19 protein-coding genes and 1 tRNA gene are annotated in these 23,265 nt (G+C 54.4%); 8 read left to right on the forward strand and 12 right to left on the reverse strand.

What is annotated here, in order from left to right; translation table 11 throughout:
- Positions 1-16: 16 nt before the first annotated feature.
- The 5 genes from ABGM91_RS10385 to ABGM91_RS10405 form a co-directional block, all read right to left on the reverse strand.
- On the reverse strand, positions 17-520 hold the full coding sequence (locus ABGM91_RS10385; protein ID WP_354832123.1) for a threonine/serine exporter family protein: 504 nt from the start codon (positions 518-520) through the stop codon (positions 17-19).
- Positions 517-1,293 carry a threonine/serine exporter family protein gene (locus tag ABGM91_RS10390; RefSeq protein ID WP_215427694.1) on the reverse strand — a complete coding sequence of 259 codons (777 nt, stop codon included), beginning with the start codon at positions 1,291-1,293 and terminating at the stop codon, positions 517-519. The genes ABGM91_RS10385 and ABGM91_RS10390 overlap by 4 nt, the downstream gene beginning before the upstream one ends.
- A gap of 29 nt (positions 1,294-1,322) precedes the next feature.
- Positions 1,323-5,084, reverse strand: a complete 3,762-nt coding sequence (gene metH / locus ABGM91_RS10395; protein WP_354832125.1) for a methionine synthase — start codon at positions 5,082-5,084, stop codon at positions 1,323-1,325.
- A gap of 1,480 nt (positions 5,085-6,564) precedes the next feature.
- Positions 6,565-7,176 (reverse strand): PA14 domain-containing protein, encoded by a 612-nt coding sequence (locus ABGM91_RS10400; protein WP_215429927.1) that lies wholly within the window; start codon positions 7,174-7,176, stop codon positions 6,565-6,567.
- A 72-nt stretch (positions 7,177-7,248) separates the two neighbouring features.
- A complete protein-coding gene (locus ABGM91_RS10405) occupies positions 7,249-7,521 on the reverse strand; it encodes a hypothetical protein (RefSeq protein ID WP_354832127.1) in 273 nt (90 codons plus the stop codon).
- Positions 7,522-7,526: 5 nt separating this feature from the next.
- On the opposite strand from ABGM91_RS10405, the gene ABGM91_RS10410 reads away from it, so the two are divergent.
- The 3 genes from ABGM91_RS10410 (at position 7,527) to ABGM91_RS10420 (ending at position 11,815) form a co-directional block, all read left to right on the forward strand.
- Entirely contained in the window at positions 7,527-7,691 is a 165-nt protein-coding gene (locus ABGM91_RS10410) for a hypothetical protein (RefSeq protein ID WP_354832129.1), read from the forward strand.
- A 48-nt stretch (positions 7,692-7,739) separates the two neighbouring features.
- A tRNA-Ala gene (locus ABGM91_RS10415) sits at positions 7,740-7,815 on the forward strand.
- 265 nt (positions 7,816-8,080) lie between these two features.
- Positions 8,081-11,815: a hypothetical protein gene (locus ABGM91_RS10420; RefSeq protein WP_354832131.1), complete on the forward strand. Its 3,735-nt coding sequence runs from the start codon at positions 8,081-8,083 to the stop codon at positions 11,813-11,815.
- Positions 11,816-11,837: 22 nt separating this feature from the next.
- On the opposite strand, the gene ABGM91_RS10425 is transcribed toward ABGM91_RS10420, so the two are convergent.
- Together ABGM91_RS10425 and ABGM91_RS10430 are read right to left on the reverse strand one after the other, a co-directional pair.
- Entirely contained in the window at positions 11,838-12,275 is a 438-nt protein-coding gene (locus tag ABGM91_RS10425) for a pyrimidine dimer DNA glycosylase/endonuclease V (RefSeq protein ID WP_354832133.1), read from the reverse strand.
- Positions 12,276-12,383: 108 nt separating this feature from the next.
- Entirely contained in the window at positions 12,384-13,805 is a 1,422-nt protein-coding gene (locus tag ABGM91_RS10430) for a cytidylate kinase family protein (RefSeq protein WP_354832135.1), read from the reverse strand.
- Positions 13,806-13,961: 156 nt separating this feature from the next.
- Between ABGM91_RS10430 and ybaK the strand changes: the two genes are divergently transcribed.
- The 3 genes from ybaK (at position 13,962) to ABGM91_RS10445 (ending at position 15,850) form a co-directional block, all read left to right on the forward strand.
- Positions 13,962-14,462, forward strand: coding sequence for a Cys-tRNA(Pro) deacylase (gene ybaK, locus ABGM91_RS10435; RefSeq protein ID WP_354832137.1), 501 nt, complete (start codon positions 13,962-13,964; stop codon positions 14,460-14,462).
- A gap of 180 nt (positions 14,463-14,642) precedes the next feature.
- Positions 14,643-15,131, forward strand: a complete 489-nt coding sequence (locus ABGM91_RS10440; RefSeq protein ID WP_354832139.1) for a pyridoxamine 5'-phosphate oxidase family protein — start codon at positions 14,643-14,645, stop codon at positions 15,129-15,131.
- Complete coding sequence (locus tag ABGM91_RS10445) at positions 15,107-15,850, forward strand: TIGR02206 family membrane protein (protein WP_354832141.1); 744 nt, start codon at positions 15,107-15,109, stop codon at positions 15,848-15,850. The genes ABGM91_RS10440 and ABGM91_RS10445 overlap by 25 nt, the downstream gene beginning before the upstream one ends.
- A 10-nt stretch (positions 15,851-15,860) precedes the next feature.
- Here the strand turns inward: ABGM91_RS10445 and ABGM91_RS10450 are convergent, their stop codons facing one another.
- Positions 15,861-16,997, reverse strand: coding sequence for an NADH:flavin oxidoreductase (locus ABGM91_RS10450; RefSeq protein WP_251841511.1), 1,137 nt, complete (start codon positions 16,995-16,997; stop codon positions 15,861-15,863).
- 94 nt (positions 16,998-17,091) lie between these two features.
- Positions 17,092-17,709, reverse strand: coding sequence for an aminodeoxychorismate/anthranilate synthase component II (locus ABGM91_RS10455; protein ID WP_354832143.1), 618 nt, complete (start codon positions 17,707-17,709; stop codon positions 17,092-17,094).
- Between the two features lie 30 nt (positions 17,710-17,739).
- On the opposite strand from ABGM91_RS10455, the gene ABGM91_RS10460 reads away from it, so the two are divergent.
- Positions 17,740-18,756 carry an aminodeoxychorismate synthase component I gene (locus ABGM91_RS10460; protein ID WP_354832145.1) on the forward strand — a complete coding sequence of 339 codons (1,017 nt, stop codon included), beginning with the start codon at positions 17,740-17,742 and terminating at the stop codon, positions 18,754-18,756.
- On the forward strand, positions 18,737-19,348 hold the full coding sequence (locus ABGM91_RS10465; protein WP_354832147.1) for an aminotransferase class IV: 612 nt from the start codon (positions 18,737-18,739) through the stop codon (positions 19,346-19,348). The genes ABGM91_RS10460 and ABGM91_RS10465 overlap by 20 nt, the downstream gene beginning before the upstream one ends.
- 204 nt (positions 19,349-19,552) lie before the next feature.
- On the opposite strand, the gene ABGM91_RS10470 is transcribed toward ABGM91_RS10465, so the two are convergent.
- The 3 genes from ABGM91_RS10470 to ABGM91_RS10480 form a co-directional block, all read right to left on the reverse strand.
- Positions 19,553-20,734, reverse strand: coding sequence for an AGE family epimerase/isomerase (locus ABGM91_RS10470; RefSeq protein WP_290565177.1), 1,182 nt, complete (start codon positions 20,732-20,734; stop codon positions 19,553-19,555).
- A 15-nt stretch (positions 20,735-20,749) separates the two neighbouring features.
- Positions 20,750-21,667, reverse strand: a complete 918-nt coding sequence (locus ABGM91_RS10475) for a dihydrodipicolinate synthase family protein (protein ID WP_290565178.1) — start codon at positions 21,665-21,667, stop codon at positions 20,750-20,752.
- 155 nt (positions 21,668-21,822) lie between these two features.
- Positions 21,823-23,265: a glycosyl hydrolase family 18 protein gene (locus ABGM91_RS10480; RefSeq protein ID WP_354832150.1), complete on the reverse strand. Its 1,443-nt coding sequence runs from the start codon at positions 23,263-23,265 to the stop codon at positions 21,823-21,825.

The following is a 23,265-nucleotide window of genomic DNA, read 5'->3' on the forward strand; positions in this document are numbered from 1 at the left end:
ACGGGCGAAACTCCGTTCAAGGTTCTTTGACTAGATGCCTGGTATAGCTTAACCGTTTGAATATCAGCAGGGGAATGGCTACTCCAATCACCAGGGAGAAGATGATGAAGAAGGCGGTGATGCCGTTTTTGCAGATGTCCACGATCAGCCGGTTCATGGTGGCCGTATCCTGGTTCTCCTGCATGAACTGCATCAGGGCCAGGATGGTCTTATACGCGTACACGCCCGGAATCATCGGCAGCAGGGAGGGGAACGCGAAAATCTCCGCCGGGCACTTCACCAGCTTGGCCGTCATGACGCCCAGCATGCCTATGGTGAAGGCGGCGATAAAAGTGGCGCTGGAAATGTCAATGGACCAGGAATGCAGCATGTAAAACCGGAAGGCGTGGCCGATGGCCGCCAGCAGGGCGGAAACGGCAATGGCGCGCTTGGGCGGATTGGAGATGACGGCAAACCCCGTGGCGGCAATGGCGGCCATCAGGCCGTCCAGGAGGATGGAAGAAAGGAAATCCGGGCTCATAAGCTGTTTACCCCCACAATAAGCATGGTTGCGGAAAGGCCGATGGTGATGCAGGTAATCATCATGATGGAATGGACGCCCCGGGAAATCCCCATCAGGATGTGGCCGTGCATCAGGTCCATGATGGAATTGATCATCTGGACGCCGGGCACCAGGAACAGGACGCTGGTGGCCAGGGCGATCTGCGGCGTGGCGCCGATCTGGAAAATGACGGCGCACGCCGCCGCCATGGAGGCGGCGAAGGCGGAAAGGATGATCACGCCCAGCGGATTATACTTCAGCCGGGAGAGCTGCTGCTTGACCAGGAAGCCCAGCAGGGTGGCCACGAACACGGTCAGCATGGCCCACAGGTCCCCATTGAACAGGCGGCAGAAGGCGGCGTTCCCCACGCTGACCAGCAGCAGGTCCGTCCAGCGGGAAAATCTTTTGGTGCGCACGATGGAACTGAACGCCTGCTCCATCTCCGCAATGCTGACGTTGTTGTCCACCGGGAGCCAGCTCAATTCACTGAGCTGCTGGATCAGGTTCAGGTTGAATGCCAGGGGCTTCAGCTTCCGGACGGAGGTGCGGCGCAGCGTCTCGTCATCCTTGCAGATCAGGCTCATGGTGATGTTGCGCTGGAAGATGGTCATGTCCGCGCTGTACCCGTACGCGGCGGCGATGCGGGAAATATTGCGCACGGCGCGGTTGGTGTGCACCCCTGCGCCCATGAGCGTGGTGGCGTACTCCAGCAGGAACTCTGAAAGGGCCTGTATTTGATCGGTATGCTGCATAGATGAAAAGCGGAATGAAAAAGGGAAGGTCAGGAATGGGCGGCCTGCCTTCTGGCGGCGTAATCCTTCTGCTGGTCTTCTCCGGTGGCGCCCACGGTGAAGTAGGTGCTTTCCGGGTGGGAGAACACGAGGGCGCAGACGGCGGAAACGGGCTGCATCATCCAGGTCTCCGTCAGGCTCATGCCCGCTTCCTCCTGTGCATGAAGAAGCCTGAACACGGTTTCCTTCTCCTGGTGGTCCGGCTGGCTGGGATAGCCGCAGGCGGGACGCACCCCGGACTCTTCCGGAATATTCCACAGGAGGCGCAGCCTGTCATGGGCGATGGAGGCGAAGGCCTCCACCAGGCGGTCCGCCAGGGAACTCACCAGCAGGGCGCGGTAGGAATCGTTCCTGTCCTCCCACTCCTTCGCCCAGCGCCGGGAGCCGTGGATGCTGACCGCCATGGCCCCCACGTAATCCTTCACTCCCGCGGGGGCGATGAAATCCGCCAGCGCCATCCGGGTCTTCCCCTGCTTGTTCAACTGCTGCCGCTGGGTCAGCAGGGTGGCCTGGGGAACGTTTCTGGACTCATCCGTCCAGACGGTAATATCGTCATGGCTGGCCGTGGAATTGGCCGGGAAAATGCCTATCACGCCGCGGGCCTGGTAGCGGTTCTCCCTGACGGCCTGGTCCAGCAGGCCGCGGGCGTCCTGGTACAGGGCGGCGGCCGCCTCCGCCTTGGAAGGGTCCTTTGTGCGGAACTCCCGGGCCGCGCGGTTCCAGGAGCCGTGCAGCTCCCAGGCGTGGAAGAAGGGAGTCCAGTCAATCCGCTCAACCAGCTCCTCCACGGTCACGTAATAGCGAGGATCGTCACTGCAGCAGCCGCAGCTGACGGAGCTGTGCAGGCTGCCGATGGAAACCGGCCCCAGGCGTGCGGGCACGGGGGGAAGGTAACCGCCCTCCGCCCCCTTCCAGCGCAGTTCACGGGCTTCCTCCAGGGACAGGAGGTCGCGGGCGGGCTTGTTCTCATGCCTGTTGCGCAACTCCTCCTGCCGGGCCTTCACGGCGGCGATGTAGGAATCCTTCTTCCCGCTCACCAGGGAGGCGGCAGCGGGCACCACCTGGGACGCGTCCACCGTATGCACCACGGCGCCCTGGTAATGGGGGGCTATTTTCAGGGCCGTATGCAGGGCGGACGTGGTGGCTCCCCCCACCATCAGGGGAATGGTCATTCCCCGGCGCTCCATCTCTGCGGCCACGTGGGACATTTCCTCCAGGGAAGGGGTGATCAGGCCGGAAAGCATCACCAGGTCCGCCTGTTCCGCCTCCGCCCGGTCCAGGATGGTATCGCAATGGACCATCACGCCCAGGTCAATCATCTCAAAGCCGTTGCAGCCCAGCACCACGCCCACGATATTCTTGCCGATGTCATGCACGTCCCCCTTTACGGTGGCGATCACGGCCTTGCCCGTCTTGGAGGAGCCCTTGCTGTCCGCCTCAATATACGGGGTGAGCCAGGCCACGGCCTGCTTCATCACGCGGGCGCTCTTCACCACCTGGGGCAGGAACATCTTCCCGTCCCCGAACAACTGCCCGACCACCTTCATGCCTTCCATCAGCGGGCCTTCAATCACCTTCAGCGGGGAGCCCAGCTCCCGGAACGCCTCCGCCGTATCCGCATCCACAAACTCGGTAATACCCTTGATCAGGGAATACTCCAGGCGCTTGGCCACGTCCTGCTCCCGCCACTCCAGCACGGGCTTCTTCTCCGCTCCGGCCTCCGTCTTCTCCGCGGCCAGCTTTTCCGCATAATCCGTCAGGCGCTCCGTGGCGTCCGGATCCCGGTTCAGCAGCACGTCTTCAATCAGCTTCAGCCTGTCCTTGGGAATATTGTCGTACACCTCCAGCATGCCGGCGTTCACGATGCACATGTCCAGCCCCTGCCGGGTGGCGTGGTACAGGAAGGCGGAGTGCATGGCCTCCCGCACCGGATTATTGCCGCGGAAGGCAAAGGAAACATTGGAAATGCCGCCGGAAATGTGCGTGTGCGGCAGGTTTTGGGAAATCCAGCCTGCGGCCTTGAAAAAATCCAGGGCGTAATTGGCGTGCTCCGCAATCCCGGTGCCGACGGTCAGCACGTTCGGGTCAAAAATAATATCCTCCGGCGGGAACTGCACGCGGTTCACTAGCAGGTCATAAGCCCGCTGGGCGATGCGGACGCGGTCCTCGTAATTGGAAGCCTGCCCCTGTTCGTCAAAACCCATCACCACGGCCGCCGCGCCGTACTTCCTAATCAGGGAGGCCTTCTTCAGGAACTCCTCCTCTCCCTCCTTCAGGGAAATGGAATTCACGATACCCTTGCCCTGCATGCACTGCAGGCCGGCTTCCAGCACTTCCCACTTGGAGGAATCCACCATAAAGGGAACGCGGGCGATATCCGGCTCCGCGGAAACGAGGTTCAGGAACCGGACCATGGCCTCCGGCCCGTCAATCAGGCCGTCGTCAAAACAGAAATCCAGCACCACGGCTCCGTTCTCCACCTGCTGGCGGGCGATGGACACGGCTTCCTCATACTTTCCTTCACGGATCAGGCGCGCGAATTTGGGAGAACCCGCCACGTTGCAGCGTTCCCCCACAAAAAGGGTATTCTTCTCCGGAGTGTGGTTGTACGCTTCATAACCGGACAGGCGCAGCGCGGGCTCTTGCGCGGTTGGAACGCGGGGAGCCAGGCCTTCCACGGCGGCCGCAATGGCGCCGATATGTTCCGGAGTGGTGCCGCAGCAGCCGCCCACGATATTCAGCAGGCCCAGGGACGCGTACTCCTTCATGAACCGGGCCATGTCCTCCGGAAGAAGGTCGTACCCCGTGGGGCTGAGCGGGTTGGGAAGCCCGGCGTTCGCGTAAATGGACACATGGCAATCCGCCAGGCCGGAAAGCTCCTCCGCAAAGGAACGCATCAGGTCGGGCCCCAGGGCGCAATTAATGCCCACGGAAAAGGGGCGTACGTGGCGGATGGAATTCCAGAACGCTTCAATCGTCTGGCCGGACAGCGTGCGCCCCGCCTTGTCCGTCAGCGTGACGGACACCATGACCGGAACGGCGCCGTCCGGCTGTTCCTCAAAAACCTCCTGAATGGCGAACAGGGCCGCCTTGGCGTTCAGCGTGTCGAAAATCGTCTCCACCAGCAGCAGGTCCGCGCCGCCTTCCAGCAGGGCCAGGACCTGGTCGCGGTAGGCCTGCCTCAGCTGGCGGAAATTCACGGCCCGGAACCCCGGGTCATTCACGTCCGGAGACAGGGAGCAGGTAACGGGCAGGGGACCTATGGACCCGGCCACCAGGCGCGGCCTTCCGTCCGCCGCTTCCGCCTCGTCGCAGGCCTGGCGGGCGAGGGCGCAGGCGGCCAGGTTCACTTCCCGGATCAGGGATTTCAGCCCGGGGGCGTCCACTACCTCCTGAAAATAATCCTGGTCCTTGCGGCGCCCTTCTTCCGGACGGTGCCAGAAATAATCGTGCTGGCCGATGCTGGTGGCGCTGAACGTGCAGGTTTCCAGAATATCCGCATGCCCCGTGCTCAAAAAGCGGCGGTGGATGTCCAGGATCACCTCCGGCCTGGTCAGGACCAGCAGGTCGTTATTATTCTTCAGGTCGTTGGGGTAGCGCGCCGCATCCGCAAAACGTTCCCCGCGGTAATCCTCCTCCCCCAGCCTGAACTTCTGGATATTGGTGCCCATGGCGCCATCCAGGATGACAATCCTTTTGCTCAATTGGTCCTTCAGATAATCAAGGCGTTCGAATCTGGATGCTCTGGTCATATGGCGCGGAAAATCTACCGTTCGTCCGTGTTTGGGACAAGGACAATTGGCGTCACGCTTGCCATGGAAACAGGCATTCGTGGCCGTGCGTTTTTAAATCCTTCCGTTTACTCTCATTCTGTCCTGCGGAAATGGATGGAAAATCCGTGCTCCGGGAGAAATGTGTACGTGAAATATCTGCGGATGCCTTATCCTCTGGCGCTTGAAAAGCACGTGAACGGTGCATTTCTGTCTCAATAATATGAATGTGATAACGGCAGCGGTAACTCTTCTCTTCAACATCCGGAAGATAATCTACGGGAAACAGTCTTCTCCCGGTCAAAGCCGTTTCCGGTGTTTTCCTTGAAGCCTGCCTGTGATGAAACTTTGCCGATCACGAAAAAAATCAGGGCAAATCATGGAAGGTTTGATAATAATATGTTCATAAGATGTGTATAACTCTTGAGGTGATCCCGGTCTGAGAATCGTTCCAGGTGGTTTGCCGTTCTTTTCTGGAGCCTGTTTCCAGAATGGAAAAGGCGGCTGGGAGAGTTGGTTTTCTGTTCTTCTCCTGCCCGTTTGAGTGTAGCTTGAAGGGCTTCATGGCTATTTCTATTTTCTGCCTGGGTTTCCGCATTCATGATTTGGCCGTGTAAAAACAGGACGGACGCTCACCCGAAGATGAAAGGTGATGTAAATAGAATGTGGATAACAGGTGTATAACTAAAGCAGAGTATCTGAAAAAAATAATAAAATGCGCATAAATAAATGAATAGTGATAAAAAATGAAATGAGGAAACGTGAGGAGAGGCTCAGCCGCTCCCATCCGTCCCATGTCGGGAAATTCTCCATTCCTGTAGACCGGATGCTCCCGGTATTTCTTCCGTGTAAACTTTCTTTGAGTAACTTAAGAAATTCAACTCCTTAAGGAGAAATTCAGGACAACCGGGATGAAAACGGATTTCTAATCCGCGGTCAAGTTCCTAGCTTGAAGAGAAATGATTTGAGGGAAAACTCCGGATGTTTCTTGAGCAACCAGCTGGGAACCGGAAGCCTCACGGCTTTCGTATATCATATAACATCATAAGCGCAGCAAAGTGGAATTTCTTTTGGGAAGTATGGTTTTTCAAGGGCCGGGAGGCACTTGTTCCCCAGGTGGTTGTGCCGTGAGGGAACGAGAATATTTTATCGATTCGGCGTTTTGAAGGTGGCTTCATCCTTCATGCTGTTCATGGCATCCTGCGCCGAACGGATTAGAAATCCGCTAGACTGATTTCAGTGGGTGTTTTGACATTTTTGGTGTCAGTCCGCTCCAATTAACTACGTGATATACGACGAGAAAGCCGGGCTTCTCTGAAAGGGGAGGCCCGGTAGTTGATCATCGGGAGGGAAAACGCTCCCATTCTCCGGCTGTCGCACCGCATGAAACGCACCCTTTTTCTAAGGGCAAGGGGGGATGCCCTGAAAAAGTTCCGACGGCGTCCGGAATGGCACGGAGGGCTTACTCGGCTGATTTAGGCGCCTGGGGCTTGTCTTCCGGCAGAATGCCGGGGGGAACGAACAGGGCCGTGGACGGAATGATGACGGGAGCAGGGATATCGGGCCCTGACCAGGCGACGGACATATGGTCCGGGCCGCCGTCCTCCTTGTGAATCACCAGCAGAAAATAAAAACGGCCGGCTTCCAGTTGGATGGGTTCGGATGCCTGGTTGGGCTGGTTGCTCCAATTATGGGGATCGGAATACCCTTTGACGGTGGCGATGCAGGCCATATCCTTCTGGGTGGCGTCCTTGCCAAGCCACAGCTCGGCGGAATCGTCGGAAGACAGGTAAAGGCGGTACTTTCCGCTGGCGGGCACCCGGAGCAGGGCGGAATAACGGGCTCCGTACTGGTCGCCCAGATTAGTTACATCCAGGCTGCTTATCTTGTGAACGGCTGATGCCGCTGTTTCAAAAACCTTTCCGTGCGTTAAATCCCTCACCGAACTACCCGGAATGCCGAACCATAATTCCTGTGCTACGCCTGGGGAAGGTTCTCCGGCATCGGCGCCAGAAGCGGCTTCCGCCAGCATGGCGCCGCACAGGAGGCTCAGGATGGGTAAAAGAACGTTCATGGATGAATGGGGCAGAGGGGTACTCTCTGCAACGACTACGCAAAGGATAGGGGCAACCTTTCAAAAACGGCGTCATTCCCGGGGTTCGGTGTCATGGGGCCCCTCCTGCTCCTGGCTGCCGTCCTTCTGGCGGCGGGAACCGCTTCTCCAGATCATCCAGCCGATCAGGAACGCCAGAACGCCCAGCCCGGCTACCCGCCGGGGTGTGGAAATGCCGCTCTCCGCCGTGGGTGCCGGTTGTCCGGCGGTTGCGGGAGGTTCCTGCGCGTGCAGGGAACCTGCCAGGAAAAAAGCCGCCAGGGCGGAAGCGGAAAGCGTGCGATGCAGGAAAAAGAGCCGTTTCATCTTTCATGGAAGGTAAATCAGGCGTGAACTCCATTCAAACACATTTGTCCGGGCTGTCCCGATTTCCGGGCAGGCGTGGCCTGATGAATCTTCCCAGCCCGGGATTTCCCGGAAAAAATCATCCATCCGCATCTTTTTTGCAGAAAAAGCTTGCGCGCCTGCGCCAGTAATGGTACTTTCTCCCCGTCCTCAACAGGACGCACCAAGACGAAAGTCAAGGGGTATTAGCTCAGTTGGTAGAGCGCCTCAATGGCATTGAGGAGGTCAGCGGTTCGAACCCGCTATGCTCCACCAAATAAAGGCCTTAAAGCACAAACGCTTTAAGGCCTTTTCCTTTTATCAACTATTATTTGCCAGTTGGAAGATTCACGGATAAAAATAAGGGACGCTTTTGAGTATACAAAATCTCTTTGACAATAATCCTTAGAGCATATGGGAGTTATCAAGATTTGTAGTACCTGATAACAGATATAGATATTTAATAGGCCGTCCCTAGAGAATATTACAAGTGATACTGCTATGAAATTAGCATAAGTGAAAAATTATAATTAATATTTTTATGTATATAGATTTATTTTTAAAAAAGCATTCTAATGAAACAGAAGAAATTATTTCATTTAATGATGCACTTCAAGAAAGCAGAATCATAGTCATTCTTGGAGCTCCTGGAAGTGGGAAAACATCTCTCTTGAAAAAATATTATCAAGATCATTCCTCAAGAACAAAGTTTATAGAGATAAAATCTTTTTTAAAATTTCCAATAGCTATGGAAGATTGTACTGAAATAGTATTATTGGATGGTTTGGATGAAAGTAGATGTTTCGAAAAAGATGAAATATTTCTGATGGTAGAACTTGCCCATAGGATACAAGAACTGCCAGATACAATCAAAGTGGTCATAACCTGTCGAGAAATGGACTGGTATGGAGAAAGTGATATTCAAGCATTAAAAGATGTAGTCGGAAACATTGCAAAAGTTTATAAAATTCAGCCGATGAATGAGTTACAACAGAAAGAATTGGCTGAATTACATAGAGTTGATAATATTGAAGTATTCATGAGGAAATTTTCAAGTCATGGTTTTTTGAGCAATCCTCAGATGTTTACAATGTTAGTGCAGCTGTATAAAAATAATCCTGAGAAAAATTTTGATGCCAAATCTGAACTCTACAAGGACTTTATTATTACCGCGCGCGAACATAATAGTTCGCATAATCGTAGAAGGGAATACAGACTTGAACCTGATGAAATGCTGAAATATGTAGGATATATTGCGTTTTTCTATATGTTTTCGGATGTCGGAGAACTGGGAGGAGATTTCTTGGACAAAATATGTGACACTTCCAATGGTTATCCTAAAGAGAAATTAGAAGCAACTCTTAGAACAGCATTGTTTGCAGAACATCACTTTATCCACAGAACCATTGCCGAATTTGCAGCAGCAATGTTCATTCAGAAGTATAAATTGTCAGAAAGTTGTCCATTATCATTTTTGCGTGTTAAAAATATGTTTGCATATAAGGGCAAGGTAGCGACAGAATTAAGAGGTACCTATGCATGGTTGTGTTCTTTGTCGCGGAATAATGAATTCATTAAAATAGACCCTTATTATCAATTAGTTTACGGTGATCCATCGCTGTTTAATGATCAACAAAAAAGAGAGATTCTTCTGGAGATTAAAAAATATTCATTGGATAATCCATATTTCTGGAATTTCAACAGAACAGAATTTCTTTCCGATATTTATGATTCTGAATTTGATGATTTTTTTATTGATGAACTAGAAGAAGCATTACGATTGGATAACCATTATGTGTATTTGATTACCCGTATTGTCGTATCCAATACATCATTGAGTGCTAAAATGATTGATTTTTTGAAAAAGAAAATAGTAGCAAAAGGTATTTCTCCTTACTATAAAACTGAAATGCTTGAAGGCGTTTCTAAAGACAAGGTGTTTTTAACAAAAGTACTTGATTTAATCAAAAATAGGAAGATAGAGGATGGGGATAATACTTTAAAAGATAAATTATTGGAATTACTGTACCCTGATCATCTCTCATTGGAGAAAGTTGTTGAATACCTGATGATGTATCAGGAATCAAGTATGGGAGGGCATGGAGATTTTTTATTCCGAACTCGATATGAACATAAATTTGAATTGATAGATCGGATTTATCAACTGAGTAAATGCAAATCAGGTATGGAAGTACCTAAGATTGCTGAATTTTTTATAAAAGATTATTTTTATGAAACGATATTGAAATTTGAAGAAGGTTTATCTGCTTCTGAAATTTATAACATTCTAAAGCATTTTAAACAGTATTATCGGCCATATAAAGACCATCCCTTGGAACCTTTATTCACCATGGAGGAATTAGTTCAAAAAAATTTAGAAAAATTACAAAGATTGGCTGATGAATTATTTTCATTATACGTAGATGATATTTTGAAGAGTAATAGTGAAATTTGTAAAATTCATGAATTTCAATACCTATTTCCCATATGTATAGTAAGAAAGAAAAGCGAGATATTGTTTGAAAAAATGAATTTAAATTTCGATGCTGACATAAATCAGAAACTGTTTCAATTTGCATTTTGTGCGTTACCAAAAGAAAATCAATCTTCAGAAAATATAAAAGCAATTGCACAAAGATTTCAAATTGTAGATATATATGAAAAACTCATATATCCTCCTGAAGAAGAATGGACGATCGAGTATGAGAAGAAAAAGGAAAAACGAAAAGAAAATGATAGAAATGTAATTATAAAGAATGATGAATATTTCAAAAATAGGAGTGACAATGATATTGTAAATGAACATCTTTTTTGGATTGCAGAATTTATTTTTTGTGAAAAAGCAATTCCTGTTTCTGAGCATACACAAAAACGATTAAAAGATATTATTAAAAATTTATATAATTCTGATAGAGTAAAAATTGATAACTTAGATATATATTCTTTGATAGAAGATAACCCAATACATAGGGTTTATTATGTTTCATGCTCATTGAATACACATGAAGAACTTTCGAAATTGGATACTGAGATTCAAAAATACATTTACATCAACTGTATTTTACATTCTAATATATGCGGTATCATCAAAAATGATTTTGTGAAATATTTTAATGTAAAGAATTCTAAACTAGCAAAAGAATCACTGAAATATTTTTTAAAAAATACAATTGCTAAGAAAGTTCCTAGCTTAAAAAATGTATTGTTGTCGTATTTTGAGAAAGAAATTGAAATTGAGCAGTTGAGAAAGATGGCTGTGGCGTGTAAGAGTAATGTAAATTATATTGTCGAGACATTTTTGCGTTTAATGGCTTTTCAATTAGATTTGAGAACTTTACAACAATTGGAGGAATGTGAACTGACAGACGAGAATAAAAATAAAATTCGAACTCTGATTATTTTTCTAGAAGGTAAAAAAGAAGAATTTATTAAAAGCCATGCAATTATATTAAGTGAATTTTGTTCACCGAGTAAATACAGTTTTCATTCTTTATCTTCGGATATGAAAGTAAGAGCTATAGACTATATGATCAGCTGTTTTAATACGCCTGAATCTATAGAATATGTAAGTGGTTTACAATCAGCTAGAGATCTGTGTGCTACCTTCTTACGGAGGGATTGCTTCTATCTCTTAAATTTAGGAGAATTGCAAGAATTAAAAATCAGGCGGAGGAATGAAAATGATGTTTGGACACATCTAATAACAAATCGCATTAGTGAGTTGATCCAACAGGAAGCAGACAGTGTAAAAAATTCGATTCCTATTGAAAATCTCAAAGAATTTATTATATCTGACACAATTTTATCAAAAGAGGATTTCTTTATAGACGTTTGTTGTAGATTGAATGAGTTGAAGAAAACGATAGAGGATAATCGTGATAATGATAAAGATGCTTTTTATAATCAGGATGGTTCTTCGAAAGATGAAGAATTCTGTAGAGACACTATTCTTCGTCGTTTGAAAGATAGATATAGAAATGATCTTGATATGACCAAGGAAAGATATGAGGCCAATAATAGAGTGGACATTAATGTACGTTATAACGTAGAAAATTTTGAAATACAGATTGAATGTAAGAAAGATAGTAATAGAGAATTGTATACAAGTATTAAAAGTCAATTAATAGACAAGTATTTTTCTTCAAATGTACAACATGGAATTTATTTAATATTTAATTTCCGTGGTCACGATTCCTTTTTAGAGAGGGTAAAAGATTCTGTTCCTATTGGTTATGAAAATAATATAGAAGTTATTTGTATTGATTTGGCTAAATGAATTTTGTTTTAATCGTTTTTGATTAATCATATTTTTCCCATGAACAAATGTCTCCCGGCATCACTTGGAAAAGTGGATGGGAAAGGATGGATGTGGTCTGTTGCAAAAGAGAATATTGGTGGGGAGACCTTTTCTTAAGTTTGTTCAGGAGATGGTGGAATTCGTATTCCAGTTGTTTATCCGGTAGGGGGAGGAGGGTAGGGTGGTGACACTCGCAGGGAGAAATTTTGCTTAAGTCAAAGTTGTAGCCCCGGCGGACGGATTCGTCATGGACGGCTTTCAGATAGGCGTCTATGGTCTGAATGGGGTTTTCCGTTTCCCGGAAGCGGATGAGCTGGGGATGGTGGATGTAGCCTTTTGTCTGGCCCAGCAGGACTTTCCGGGCTAGCAAGCCTTCCCGCCACAGGGCAATCAGGCCGATGGAGTCCAGATATGAAGGGTGGAGGGACCAGAGTCTCATGAACTCTTGGACTATGGATAGGGGGGCGCCGTTGATTTTCACTTTCACCGGACCGTGTTATTGGCAGGCCGGGAGCGTATCCGGATTTCCCGGAGTCCTGAATTATCCTCAGGCCAGGGAGATTTCTCCCTGGAGGTCTTCGGCATCCGGTTCCGGTAGTGCGGGTTCCCGGACGGGCGCCGCTGCCGCGGCGGGGGATTCCGCCGTTCTGGTGTTGATGGCTTCCAGGATCAGTTCCACGGTGCGTTCCAGTCCGTAGTCGGACGTGTTGACGCACAGGTCGTAAAGACGGGCGTTGCCCAGCTCCTGCCCGGTGTAGTGCAGGCAGTGGGTGCGGCGGCGGGAGTCCATGGTGTCCATGGTTTTGGCTACGCGGGCAGGTTCCACTCCGTAGTTTTCCACGACGCGCTGCATGCGTACGGCCGGATCCGCATGCAGGAAGACGCTGAACAGGTTGGGCCTTCCTTTCAGGATGAAGTTGGCGCAGCGGCCCACAATGACGCAGGCCTGTGCAGCCGTGATGTCACGGATGACTTTGCTCTGGGCCAGGAAGGTGGCGTCTTCCGGCGGCAGTTCTTCCGCCGTGTAGGCGTAGTTCTGCGCGTAGAGCTCGTGCAGGAAGCGGCTGGTGAGCTGTTGTTCATGCTTGCGGATGTAGTCCGGGGTGAGGCCGCTTTGGGCGGCGGTGAGGTATACCAGTTCCGAGTCGTAGAATGGGATTCCCAGTTTTTCCGCCAGCATTTTCCCGATGGCGTGGCCGCCGGAGCCGTATTCCCGGTCAATGGAAATGACCAGCGGAGCGTCCGGCGCGTAAGCGGCTGTCTGTGCCAGCGGAAGGAGTTCTTCCGCCGCTCCGGAGCGTGTCAGCCGTTCCAGCAGCCTGTCCGGCCAGAAGACGTGCCTGTTGAAGAAGCGGACGATCATTCCCACCAGGACGGCCGCCACAATGGTTCCTTCCCGGATGCCCGTCAGTCCCGGAAGGAGCGTCAGGGAGCACGCCAGGCCAATGCAGACCAGCGTGCAGTCCACACTGGTTTTCACGGCTCCGAATTCCCATTTGAAGAGTTTGACGAAGGCCAGGCTCATTCCTTCCGCGGCCAGCAGAACGGCATCCGCCTTGACCTGGAGAAATACGCCGAAGCCGATGACCAGGCAGCTCAGCAGGCAGAGTACGGCGGACCACAGGTAGCCGTCCGGTTCCAGGGGAGCCATCAGCCACATGGAGAAGTCCGTCAACGCGCCGAAGAGGAATACCACGGGTATCTGGAGCAGATGCGCCGGGCGGAAGTTCCTTTTCAGCAGGGCCGCCTGCACGGCCACAAAGCTCAGGTGCATCAGGATGGTGACGGTACCCATCGTCAGCGGAAGAGCCAGGCTGAGCACATACGGCGTGCAGGAGATGGGGGAGACTCCCAGGTTGGCCTTGGCGGAGAGGGCAATGCCCAGGGACATGATGAAGAGCGCCACGATCAGGACGGAGCACCGCAGGATGTGTTCCCCAATGCTTCTCCGGACGTGATGATCTGCCATGGTGCCGGATGTTAGCCCCTCTGTCAGCGTCAAGTCAAGGGTTGAGGGGGAGGGAATGGCTTTTTCCCTTCCCTCGCGCGGGCGGGGAAGGGCCTCCCGGCCTTGTCAAAGGGCTCCGTTTTTCCTATGCTTGCGGGCAGATTCCGTTTCAAGCTTATGTCCAAAAAGAAGGAGAGGGAGGTAAAGACGAACGCCATGCGCCTGTTGGATACCCTGCGGGTTCCCTACAGGCATTATTCGTATGAGTGCCATGAGTTCGTGGATGCCCGGCATACGGCGGAGGCTCTGGGGCTGCCGGCGGAAAAGATGTACAAGACGCTGGTGACGGAGGGCGCTCCCCGCCAGTATTACGTGTTTGTCATTCCCATTGGCGCGGAGCTTTCCCTGAAGAAGGCGGCGCGAGCCGCAGGCGCCAAGGCCGTTGCCATGCTTCCCGTGAAGGATATTACGGCGGTGACAGGGTATGTCCGCGGCGGCTGTACGGCCCTGGGGATGAAGAAGAAGTACCCCACGGTGATTGATTCCAGCGCGGAGGCTCTGCCGAAGATGGTGGTGAGCGGTGGCCGCCTGGGGTGCCAGATTGAACTGAATCCCGTGGATTTATGCCGCGCGGCGGATGCTGTTTTTGCTGATGTGACGGAGGCTTCCGCTTCCTGATGTTTTCCGGTGTTCCGGAAAAGCGGAAGAGCTGGGGTAAAAAGCTTTTCACGGAGGATTTTTTTCTATATCCCTGTTCCGGTCCGTTTCTCCGCTGCCATGGGCAGCCGGTCCGTTTCCTGTTCTTTTACAGGGCCGGATTCTGCGCTCTGCATGAGCGGAAGGGGAAAGGTTTCACTTATGAGAAGAAAAGACAAGGAAGTAACCCGGCGGGAGGACCTGCTGGAGATGATCGCGCGGTTCAAGGTGTGCCGCCTGGGATTATGGGACGGCAGGGAGGTGTACATGGTGCCCCTGAACTTCGGTTATGAGGACCGGGCCGGTTCCCTGGAGCTGTTTTTCCACTGCGCCAGGGAAGGGCGGAAGCTGGATATCCTGCAATCCCGCCCGGCCGCTTCTTTTGAAATGGATGGGGACCATAGGCTGATAGAGGGGAAAAACCCATGCCTGTACAGTTATGCGTATGCCTGCGTGATGGGCCGGGGAACGGTGGAAATTCTTCAGGAGGACGGGGAAAAGATGCGTGCCTTGAGCCGCATTATGCTGCAACAGACGGGGCGGGAAGCGGCTTTTACCCCCGCCATGGTCCGCGCCGTATGCGTCCTTCGCCTCCGGGTGGAGTCCATGAGCGGCAAGCTTCAAGCATGCCCGGAACCTCCTTCCGCCTGATTTCCATGTCCGGAGACGCCGCCCTGTTCATCCGCTGGAGCCTGCCGCATTGGATGGCGCTCGGCATCGTGGCGGCTGCTGCGGGCGCCCTTCTGTGGGGCTGCCGTCGGCTGCGGATGGAAAAACGCGTGCTCATCGGCAAAGTATTGGGCGCCGTTTTCCTGCTCACTTTTTTGATTGAGACCTTCGGGCGCATCGTCCGGGAGCACTGGGAACCCTGGCAGGACCGGCTTCCCCTGCATTTTTGCAGCCTGATGACGCTGGTCTGCTTCATCGCCCTGTGGTACCGCAGGCCCTGGGCGTGTGCCGCCGCTTACTTCGGCGTGCTGGCCGCCAGCATCCAGGGGCTGATTACGCCCATGCTGTATGAGGGATTCCCCTCCGGCGCCTTTTTTGCCTTCTTCGTGGGGCACGGCCTGCTGCTGGTTTCCGCGCTGTACATCCCCGTGGTGCTGCAATGGCGCGCACGCCCCTGGGACGACGTGAAAACGCTGGCCCTGTGCGACGCGTACCTGCTGCTGATCATTCCCGTGAATATCTGGCTGGGCACGAATTACGGGTTCACCCGGTACGCCCCTCCGGGAACCGTTCTGGAGTACTTCGGGCCTGAGCCGTGGTATTTCCTGACGCTTCAGGTTCCGGCGCTGACCGTGCTCCGGCTGTTGTACCTGACGGTCCGCATCAGGAAAAAGCAGGGCCGCGCCGGAGGAGAAGACTGAGCGCCAGTTCCTATTTCAGCGTTTTCAGGTCTTCCTTCGTGAACAGGTGGATGTCCTTTTCACGGGCATGGCGTATTTTTTCCGCCCATTCCGCATCCGCCAGCAGAGCGCGTCCCACGGCAATGAGGTCAAACTCCCCGGCCTGCATCCGTTCCACCAGAGGTTCCAGGCTGGCGGCCTCCGCTTCCGGTCCGCCGTCAAAGGCGTTGGTGAAGTCTCCCTTGAGTCCCACGGAACCGACGGAGATGGTGGGCTTTCCGGTGAGCTTTTTGGTCCATCCGGCCAGGTTGAGGCGTGAGCCCGCAAACTCCGGTTCCCAGAACCGGCGCGTGGAGCAGTCAAAGATATCCACGCCTGCTTCCGTCAGGGGGGCCAGAAAGTCTTCCAGCTCCACGGGGGAATACGCCAGCTTGGCGTCGTAATGGCCCGTTTTCCATTGGGAGAACCGGAAGATAATAGGGAACTGGCTGCCTACCGCCTTGCGTACGGCATGAATGATGCGGCTGGCAAAACGGGTACGGCCCACCAGGTCGCCGCCGTATTCGTCCGTGCGCCTGTTGGTCTCCTTCCAGAAAAACTGGTCAATCAGGTAGCCGTGCGCTCCATGCAGCTCCACGCCGTCAAAGCCCAGCCGTTTGGCGTCCGCCGCCGCCCGTGCAAAGGCGTCAATGACTTCCTCAATCTTGGCGATGCTCATGGGTTCCGCCGTTTGTTCCAGCGTGTTCACGTCTATTCCGGAGGGACCGATGGGCGGCAGTTCCGGGTTGGGCAGGTTGTCTCCCTTGAAGGGGCGGTCCATGCCCACGTGCCAGAGCTGGGGGACTATTTTGCAGTCCGTGGTGTGGACGGCTTCCAGCACCTTTTTCCATCCCCGCAGGGAGGCTCCGCCAAAGAAGTTGGGATAGTTGGAGGAGGGGGAGGCGCTGGGCTCGTCAATGAAGGTGCCTTCCGTAATAATAAGGCCCACTTCATGCTTTGCCCGGCTCTTGTAATACTCAGCCACCTGGTCCGTGGGAACCCCGTTGGGAGAAAATCCCCGCGTCATGGCCGGAAGGACCAGGCGCGTCGGGGTGTTGAGCTTGCGTGAGTGGAAAGGCTGGAACAGGATTTCCATGTCCCTGATTTTAAGTTCGTCCTGTGCGTTCATGAGCATAAAAAGGCGTTATTTCCTGACCTGGCCCGCGGGGCGGGCCGGGATGGTACAGGAATGAGACACTTTGCGGTTCCCTCCCGTTCATCCCTCATGCCATTCGTCCATGGGCCTCCCCCATCTCCGGAAGGGAGAGAAAGTTCCGCAGCAGGAGCGCGCCGGACGGCGTCAGGATGGATTCCGGATGAAACTGGATGCCGTACCGGGGGCGCGATTTATGGCGGATCGCCTGAATGTTCCCCCGGGAGTCCCTGGCGGTCACAGCCAGGTCCTCCGGCCACGGGGCGGGGGCAAGGCGCCAGGAATGGTACAGGCCCGCGGGGAATTCTTCCGGCAATCCGTCAAGGACCGGGCATGATGCTACCCGGCGTATGGATTCCCGCGCCCCGTGCAGAGGCCGGGAGAGGTGCTCCAGCTCCGCCCCGTAATGGACGCCCAGGATTTGATGCCCCAGGCAGACGCCCAGCACCGGGGTGAAAGGCGGCAGCCCGTCCAGCAGGCGGAAGGTTGCCCGGTGGCACGCGTCCCGCACCACGCCGGGGCCCGGAGACAGGATAAGCTTTTCCCCGGCCTGGACAGCCCGCTCCAGTTCCGGGGAGTCATTGGGAACCACGCGCGGAACGGCCATTCCCGTCACCCTGGCTAGTTCCGCGAGGTTCCAGGTGAAGGAATCCCGGTGGTCAATGATCCAGACGTTCTGTTGACTCATGGCGCGCACATGATAGAGTAATTCCCGCCAATGTACACACGGGAAGAAACCATCCGCCGCATGAATGCCCTGGGCCGTGCGGAACATCCGTTTTTTTTCGTGATCTCCCATGACCTGGAACACAACCTGCTGCTGGAACCTGCCGGAGCAGGGGAGGGGCGTACGGCGGCCTTTGAGCTTCCCCTGGGAAAGATGGAACTGAGGGGGGAGATGCCTGCGCTTCCGGAACGGATACGGTTCACTCCTTCCCCCTGTTCCATGTCCCGGTATGCGGAGGCTTTTTCCTCCGTGCGGAAGCATCTGCTCAGGGGGGACTCCTACCTGCTGAATTTGTGCATGGCTACTCCCGTGGAAACCAACCTGGCGTTGCGCCACCTGTTCCGGTACGCCCGCGCGCCGTACCGGATGCTGCTGGGGCCGGACTCCCGTGTTCCCGGCGTGCATGGCCGCGGCTGCGTCTGTTTTTCTCCGGAACCGTTCGTCACGGTGCGCGGGCGCACCGTCTCCACGTTTCCGATGAAGGGGACGGCGGGCGCCTGCACGCAGGAAGCCCGCCAATGGCTGGAAACGGATGAGAAGGAGAACCGTGAGTCCGCCACCATTGTGGACCTGATGCGCAATGACCTCTCCATGGTGGCGTCCGGCGTGCAGGTGAAGCGCTACCGCTACATCAGCCCCGTGGAAACGCGCGGGGGCGCCATCCTCCAGTGCAGTTCTGAAATTTCAGGCACTCTCCCGGAAGACTGGCGTTCCAGCCTGGGGGAGATGATGATGAAGCTGCTGCCCGCCGGAAGCGTGACCGGAGCGCCCAAGGAGGCCACCTGCCGGGCCATTGCGGAGGCGGAAGACATGGAACGGGGATTTTACACGGGAGTTTTCGGCTTTTTCAACGGGCGGGAGCTGGATTCCGCCGTCGCCATCCGCTTCATGGAAGAGACCGGGGAGGGGATGGCGTACAAGAGCGGGGGCGGCATTACCGTCATGAGCCGCATGGAGGAGGAATACCGGGAAGCTGTTGCCAAAGTTTATGTGCCGTTTGATCTTTGAAACCGTAAAATGGGAGGATGGAGCCCCCCGCCTGCTGCCCTGGCACCAACGCAGGGTGGAGAGGAGCATGGAACTTCACGGGGAGGAAGGCTCTTCCGTGCCGGACTTGGCCTCCGTGCTGGCAGGATGCCGCGGTCCCGGGGGCAAGGGCGTTTACAAATGCCATATCACGTACGATACGCGGGGAAGGGTGCGGAACCCTTCTTTTGAGCCTTACCGCCCCCGGATGGTGAGAAGGCTGCGGTGCGTGGAAGTTCCCCGGCTGGATTACTCCTGCAAGTGGGAGGACCGGGCCGCTCTTCAATCCGCCGGGGCAGGCATGGGCGCGGATGAAGAAGTCCTTATCCTTCAGCATGGGATGGTGACGGATACGCGGTACAGCAATGTCGTGTTCGGGGACGGCGCTTCCTGGGTGACTCCGGAGACATTCCTTCTTCCGGGCACCAAGCGCGCGTTTCTGCTGGCGGAGGGAGCCATTCACGAGCGCCGGGTGAGGGCGGAGGATATGGGGAAATTCCGGTTCTGTTCCCTGATTAACGCCATGCTGGACCCCGGGGACGTGGTGGTACGGACAGAGGACATCTTGCTGTAACCGCGGAAAAAGCCTCATGGGAAAAGACTTCATTTCCGTTTGTTCAAGCTGTGGGGACGTGTTCTTCCGTGGTTTCCCTTCCATTGTAAAAGCTTTCCGGAGCAAGCTTTTTACCGCCTGCCTCTATAAACTCCCAGCCGGGCATCAAAAAGCGGCCGTTCCGTAAAACACGGGACGGCCGCCGGGGAGGAAACTGTTTTTCCCTTAAATGGCGCCGCAGTAATGGGCGCAGCACCACATGGCGCGGGGATGGTGGAAGAAGGACTTCCAGAGGCTGCCCTTGAGGGTGTTTGCCCTGGAGCCGTCCTTGTTCAGGTAGCCGAACCAGTCGCCGTGCTTCACGTCCTGGAAGTGGGAGAAGGCCCAGTTGTGCACCATGTCGTGGTAGATGGCGTAGCGTTCTTCCCCGGTGAGCTTGTAGGCGAGCGTCATGGCGATGAGCGCTTCATCGTGCGGCCACCAGAATTTCATGTTGTGCCAGTATTCCTGGACGGGCTTGCCGTACACGTCCGTGAAGTAGAGCAGGCCGCCGTTTTCCTTGTCCCAGCCGCGGGCGAATGCCCAGTCGATCATGTCGCAGCCCACCTTGATAAGTTCCGGATCATTGCCGCGGTGGCGGGCTTCCTCCAGCACGAACCAGCCGCCTTCAATGGTATGGCCGGGATTGAGCGTGCGCTCGTCAAAGTGGTCGATGATGGCGCCGTCGGGGCTCACCACTTCCATCACGGCCTTAAGCTCCGGTTTCATGAACAGGGTGCGCAGGTCGTTGATGCAGCGGTCAATCCATCCGGTGTAAAAGCCGTCCTCGTCACCCAGGTACTTGCGCAGTTCCTGGGCGGTCGCCAGCGTGATCATGCGCGTTCCCAGTCCCGTAGCGGGACGGTTTCCGGTGAATTTGGGAACCATCTTTCCCGGAGTGAAGCAGATGTCCGTGAAGATATCGAACCAGTGGCGCGCGGCCCTGGCGGACTCTTCGCTTCCCACGGCCTTCGCGTGCGCGGCAAAAGCGATGGCGGCGAAGGATTCGCTGTACGCATAACGGCGTTTGCGGATGGGGGTGCCGTCCGCCTCCACATGGAAGTACATGCGGCCGTCGGAAGGGTCCACGCATTTGGCCGTCAGGAAGGTCAGGGCGCTTTCCGCCCATTTGAGCCAGTCCGGGTTCTTTTCAATGCTGTTGTACATCGTCAGCAGCATCCAGGCCATGCGGCCCTGGGCCCACACGGACTTGTCCGTGTCCACCAGGGTGCCGTCCGCGTCAAAGCAGTGGTAGAGGCCCCCGTTTTTTTCATCAAAAGCGCGGGGGAACCAGAACGGCAGAACGTTTTCCAGAAGCTGGCGGCGGTAGAATGCGCCCAGTGCGGGCAGGTCAAGTGTTGCAGCCATAAGAAGGGGTGCGGTTTAGTTCATGGCCCACTGGAAGAAGCCGATGGCTTCCAGCTCGGAGCGCAGTTCCTTGAGCTGTTCCGCGGTGGGGTTGCCCTGCGGCAGGCGGGCGGGGCCCAGGTCTACGCCCAGCCAGCCCATCAGGGCCTTGGCGCAGCCCATGTAGCCCTTGGAGGCCAGGATGTTGATCATCTGCACGGATTTCCACTGGCAGTCGCGCGCCGTTTCCACATCGCCTTCCTCAAAGGATTTCATCAGCTTCTGGTACAGGGCCGGAGCAAAGTTGAAGGAGCTGCCCACGGCGCCTTTGGCGCCTACGGAGAGGGCGCCCGTGAACCATTCGTCCACGCCCCAGGGGATGTCCACGTTTTGGTCATAATTCAGCGTGGTCTGGTACAGGGCCAGGTCCGGATTGGTGAATTTGATGCCCGCAAAGTTCGGGATTTGTTCCTTGGCCAGCTTGATGAAGTCCACGGGATTGAAGCGCACGCCCGTCAGCACGGGAATGTCATAATAGTAATAGGGCAGTTCGGGAGCGCCGGAAGCGGCAAAGGCGCAGCATTCCACCAGGCGCTGGACGGTAGCGGGCTTGTAATAGGAGGGGGAAAGGGAGCTGGTGGCCACAAAGCCGCATTCCTGGGCAAAGGCGGCCAGTTCGCGGGCGTCCCAGACGCTGTTGGAACCGGTATGGGCGATGACGTCCACGCCGTGCTTGGCGGAGGCTTCCTTCCAGGCGGAATAGATTTCCTTGCGTTCCGCAAGCTGCATGGAAGAGGATTCCCCGGTGCTGCCGGTAATGAAAGCTAGTTTGATGCCCTGGGCGGCAAGCAGTTTGGCCTGGGCGTCAACGATGGAAGGATTCAGGGAACCGTCCGCCTTGAACGGAGTATGTACGGCGGCCACCAGGCCGTGGAGTTTCAATGTGGTGTTCATATGATGAGGTGATATGAAAAGGATTAGGTGGAAATAATGGCAAAGGGCCCCGGGAAAGACAACCCCTGAATCCTTTTGAATCAAAAAAGACCACATAAAAAAACGCGCCTTCCCGGTAAGGGAACGCGCGCCGGAGGGAGGACTATTTCAAAACGTTAGCGGACAGGCTGTTGCTTGATGATCGTGTACATGGCTTTTGCCAGGGATTTCGCGTGCGTCAGCAGCAAATCGCCGTCATAGCACCAGATCATCACGCCACCCAGCTTCTGGTTTTTCACGTACGTGCATTTTTTCTTAATGGTGGTGATGCCGTTAAAGTAGTGCTGCTGCCCGTCGATGGTGCACAGGTCCGTGCCGGGGGCGATGTTGGGGTAGAGCTGGATCACGTTGGAATAGCCTTTCTGGGCGTCCCAGTTGCGGGCGGAGCGCGTTTCGTTCGTATAGAACGGCAGTCCGGCGACGATTTTGCAGTCCGGAATGTTTTTTTCTCGTATGTTTTGGATGTCCGTGAGCATGTCCGGATAGGTGGAGTGCTGTCCGGCACGGTCATAGCTCATGAGGTTCACGAAGTCCAGCAGGTCCATCATTTCACTGGTGGGCGCCAGGTAGTACGGATTGATCGCCGCGCTCAGGGACATGCCGCTGGCGCCCATGGCGGAGCGCACTTCTCCCAGCAGCAGGCAGAAGTTGTACCATTCGTTGGTGTTGTCCGGGTATTCCCAGTCAATGTCTATGCCGTCAAAGCCCTTTTCCTTGGCAAAGGAAACAAGCTGGTACGCAAATTGGCGCCTCTTTTCCGCGTTGCCCGTGAATGCCGTCAGCCCTGCGTCACAATGGGCCACGCCCAGAATGATTTTGCTGCCCGCCGTGCCGCGCAGTTTTTTGAGCTTGTCCAGGCCGTTCAGGAACTGGGCGTTGTTCTGGCCCGTCAGGTTCCCCTCCGTGTCACAGCCCACGTTGAAATAAATGAGGTCCGTGAAGGATTTGAAATGCTGGGCGTTCAGGTGGTTGGGGTTCCACTGCATCAGGTTGGTGTTGCGGTAATAGGGCACCACGCGGAACTGGTAGGGGTATACCTGGGCAAAGCCTTCCGGGGAGGGGTTGCTGACCGCCACGTTTGAGTCCTCCAGCAGGGCCACGCCCGTGCAGGAGGCGTCCACCTTGTTATTCCCACGCGCGCGCGATGTGAGGTCCACGCACAGCCAGAAGTAGTTGTCACCCGGGGAAAGAGCCTGGCTTCCTTCAAACTGGAGGGTTTTGGCGCCCTTGGTGATGGCGTTGAGCACGGGGACGGCCCGGCGGTTGGACTGCTCCGCGTTCGGGGAGAAGTAGGGAGTGGAGCCGGAATAGAAAATCCGGGCCTTCGCGATGTCGGAAACGGAGGTGGTTCCGTCCATGGAGAAGGACATGCCCTTCAGAATCTGGCTGGTTTCCGTGACGGTCACCTTGATTTTCATGATGGCCTGGCTGGCCGCGCCCGCATACAGGACGGAGTGCGTTTGTTCACAGTACGCCGTGGCGGAAGCCGCATGCAGGGGGGCTGCGCCGTACAGGCCCAGGGCCAGGGCGCACATGCCGGTTTTAAGGATGTTGTTCAT

Origin of the sequence: Akkermansia muciniphila (genome assembly GCF_040616545.1) — a bacterium.
In the GTDB taxonomy this organism is placed as follows: domain Bacteria; phylum Verrucomicrobiota; class Verrucomicrobiia; order Verrucomicrobiales; family Akkermansiaceae; genus Akkermansia; species Akkermansia muciniphila_E.